Below are 246 nucleotides of genomic sequence, written 5' to 3'. Positions count from 1 at the left end.
ATATCGGTCTGGTCCTTGATCAGGCCGAAGAACCAGTTGCCGTCCGCCGTGTCGCCATACATTACCGCGCCGATCAGCCGGTCGTCCTCGATCACCAGCCGCTTGTAGATGCCGCGCGCCGGATCGCGGAACACGATATCCTCGCGCCCCTCTCGTTCCGCGAAATCTCCTGCGCTGAAGAGGTCGCAGCCGGTGACTTTCAGCTTGGTCGACAATTCGCGCATGGCGGAGGCATCGTCCTCGCCC

The 246-nt window shown here is 62.6% G+C and carries 1 protein-coding gene; it reads right to left on the bottom strand.

Features of this window, described 5'->3' with window-relative positions; translation table 11 throughout:
- Nucleotides 1-246, bottom strand: a 246-nt coding sequence (locus A3736_RS03805) for a hypothetical protein (protein ID WP_197465478.1), incomplete at both ends; no start/stop codon positions are given.

The sequence above is a fragment of the Erythrobacter sp. HI0063 genome, from assembly GCF_001635685.1.
Taxonomy (GTDB): domain Bacteria; phylum Pseudomonadota; class Alphaproteobacteria; order Sphingomonadales; family Sphingomonadaceae; genus Qipengyuania.
Note: the sequence above shows the minus strand (reverse complement) of the source record. Positions and strands in the feature narration are given on the sequence as shown.